At 70.5% G+C, this 2,885-nt stretch carries 1 protein-coding gene; it reads right to left on the bottom strand.

The genetic code is table 11. The annotated features are described in order from the left end of the window. Positions 1–2,613, bottom strand: a 2,613-nt coding sequence (locus ASD67_RS14080) for an ATP-dependent DNA helicase (protein WP_056348566.1), incomplete at its 3' end; no start/stop codon positions are given. Positions 2,614–2,885: the final 272 nt, after the last annotated feature.

Genomic DNA, 2,885 nt, shown 5'->3' with positions numbered 1-2,885 from the left:
GCCCGGCGGGAAGGCCGAAAGCAGCCGCGAGGGAAAGCTCGGCGACAGCATGACGAACTGGCCGAAATCGTCGCTGCGGCGGATCAGGCGCCCGAATGCCTGTGCGATGCGGCCGCGGATCACCATGTCGTCGTAGCGCGCACCGCCCTGCGCGGCGCGGCGTGCGGCGTGCAATATCGTCGGGCGCGGCCAGGGCACGCCTTCCATGACGACGAGCCGCAGCGAATCGCCGGGCACGTCGACGCCATCCCTCAAGGCGTCGGTGCCGAGCAGCGACGCATGCGGGTCGGCGCGGAAGATATCGACCAGCGTGCCGGTGTCGAGCGGGTCGACATGCTGCGCGTAGAGCGGGAGGCCGGCGCGCGCGAGCCGGTCGGCGATGCGCGCATGGACGATGCGCAGCCGCCTGATCGCGCTGAACAGGCCAAGCGCGCCGCCGCCCGATGCCTCGATCAACCGGCTGTACGCGCCGGCGAGCGCGGGCAGGTCGCCGCGCGCGATGTCGGTGACGATCAGCACCTCCGACTGGCGCGCATAATCGAACGGGCTGGGCACCGCGAAATGCTGCACCCCGCCGTCCATATGCCGTGCGCCGGTGCGGATGTCGGCGTCGTGCCAGTCGTTCGCGCCGCGCAGCGTCGCCGAAGTGATGAGGACGCCCTGCGCGGGGCGATAGACGATGTCGGCGATCGGCTTGGCGGGGTCGAGCCAGTGACGATGCAAACCCGCATCGACCTCGCGTCCGTCGATGCGGTTCACCGCGAGCCAGTCGACGAAATCGGGATCGGCGGGACCGCCGACGCGCCCGAGCAAGGACAGCCAGGCCCCCAGCGTATCGATCCGGTTGCCGAGGCTGTGCCGCGCGCCGTCGACGCGCGCGCGCGCCTGGCCGTCGAGCCAGTCGGGCGGATCGTCGACCAGCGCGTCGAGCCGTTTGCCGAGCGCCATCAGCGGGCGCAGCAAGGCCTCGATCGCGTCGCCCGCGCTCGCGGCGGCGGCGACCAGTTCGGCGTCGGGGTCGGCGAGTTCGGTTTCGAGGCCGTAGCCGCTGTCGCCCTTGGCATCGACGCCGCGCGCATAGACCTGCCCGCGCACCGCCGCGAGCAGCCGCTCTATCGCGCCCCATGGGGCATTTTCGGCGAGGCGGGCGAGCCAGCCGTCGCCGGGTAGCTCGCCCGCGGCGTGGATCGCCGCCTGGATCGCCTTGTCGCCCGCCTCGTCATAGCTCGCGACATCGGCGAGCCGCGCCGCGAGCCCGCGCCGCCGCCCGCGCGATTTGCCTTCGGGGCCGAGGATCCAGCGACGGATCTCGATCGCTTCCTGCCCGGTCAGCGCGGCGGCGAACATGCTGTCGGCGGCGTCCCACAGATGATGGCCCTCGTCGAAGATCAGCCGTGTCGCCAGCGCCCCGCCGTCACGCGGCCGCGCCGCCTGCACCATCGTCAGCGCATGGTTGGCGATGATGATCTCGGCCTGAGTCGCGGCGCGCGCCGAGCGTTCGATGAAGCATTTGCGGAAGTGCGGGCAGCCCGCATAGATGCACTCGCCGCGCCGGTCGGTCAGCGCCGTCGTGCCGTTGCGGCGGAACAGCGCGGGCAGCCAGCCGGGCAGGTCGCCGCCGACCATGTCGCCGTCGCGGCTGTACGCCGCCCAGCGCGCGACGAGCTGCGCAAGAATCGCGGCCCGGCCCGAAAAGCCGCCTTGCAACGCATCCTCGAGGTTGAGCAGGCAGAGGTAATTTTCGCGACCCTTGCGCACCACAACCTTTTCGCGGTGGGTCGCGGGGTCGGGGTAGAGCCGCTCGGTCTCGCGCGCCAGCTGGCGTTGCAGCGCCTTGGTGAAGGTCGAGATGCACACTGCACCCGCCGACTGGTCGATCCATTGTTTCGCGGGCGCGAGATAGCCCAAAGTCTTGCCGATCCCGGTCCCCGCCTCGGCGACGAGCATCTGCGGCGCATCCTTGCGTTCGCGCGGGGCGAAAATGCTCGCGACGGAGCGGGCATAGTCCTGCTGGCCAGTGCGGCGTTCGGCGCCGTCGCCGGTCAGCCGGTCGAGCCGCGCGGTCACGTCGTCGGCGTTGATCGTCACCTGCCGCGGTTGCCCGCGCGGCGGCTGTTCCTCCCATTCGGGCAGCCGCGCGAACAGCCAGCGTTCGTCGCGTTCGGGCACGGCCTGGCGCTGGATCAACGACGCCCAGGGCCAGCGCTGGCGCGCCAGCGCCTGCAGCCCGTGCCAGGCGCCTTCGCGCTCGGGCCAGTCGGGGTCGTCGAGGCTCGCGAGCATCGCGGCGGCGGCGTGCGGCAGAAAAGCCGCGACATCGGCCTCGACCTTGGGCGCGTCGAGGTCCAGCGCAGCGGCGATCCCCGCAGGCGTCGGCACCGCGAAGCGCGCCGGATAGAGGAAAGCGAAGAGTTCGAGCAGGTCGAGCCCCGATAGATCGGGATAGCCGAGCCGGTCGCCGGTCAGCGGCGCGCCGAGCAGGATATGCGGCGTGCCTGCAACCGCCGCGATCGCCTCGCCCCGATCGACGCGGCGCGCATGGCCCTGCGTATCGGCCAGCCAGATGCCGACATGGCTCGCATGAATCGCGGGCAGGGGGAGGGGAGCGGCCATCGCCCCAAGCTAAGGACAAAAGAGGAACGCGGCAAGGAGGAGCCTTGTAAGGCCACAGCGCTCAAATTTCCGTTTGTGTCGAGCGAAGTCGAGACACCCATCGGCAGCGCACGTTTTCGGGGTGTCTCGACTTCGCTCGACACAAACGAATTTGGTGGGTGGGTTTGACTATAAAACGCTGGCGATCGCTCGACGGGGATCAGCTCAACCCGCGTCGCCCGAAACTCACCGGACGCATCGTCCGGAATATCTGCGCCGGTTCGCTGGGCAAC

Origin of the sequence: Sphingopyxis sp. Root1497 (assembly GCF_001427085.1) — a bacterium.
Taxonomy (GTDB): domain Bacteria; phylum Pseudomonadota; class Alphaproteobacteria; order Sphingomonadales; family Sphingomonadaceae; genus Sphingopyxis.
The sequence above is the reverse complement of the archived record's forward strand: the minus strand, read 5'-3'. Positions and strand labels throughout refer to the sequence as shown.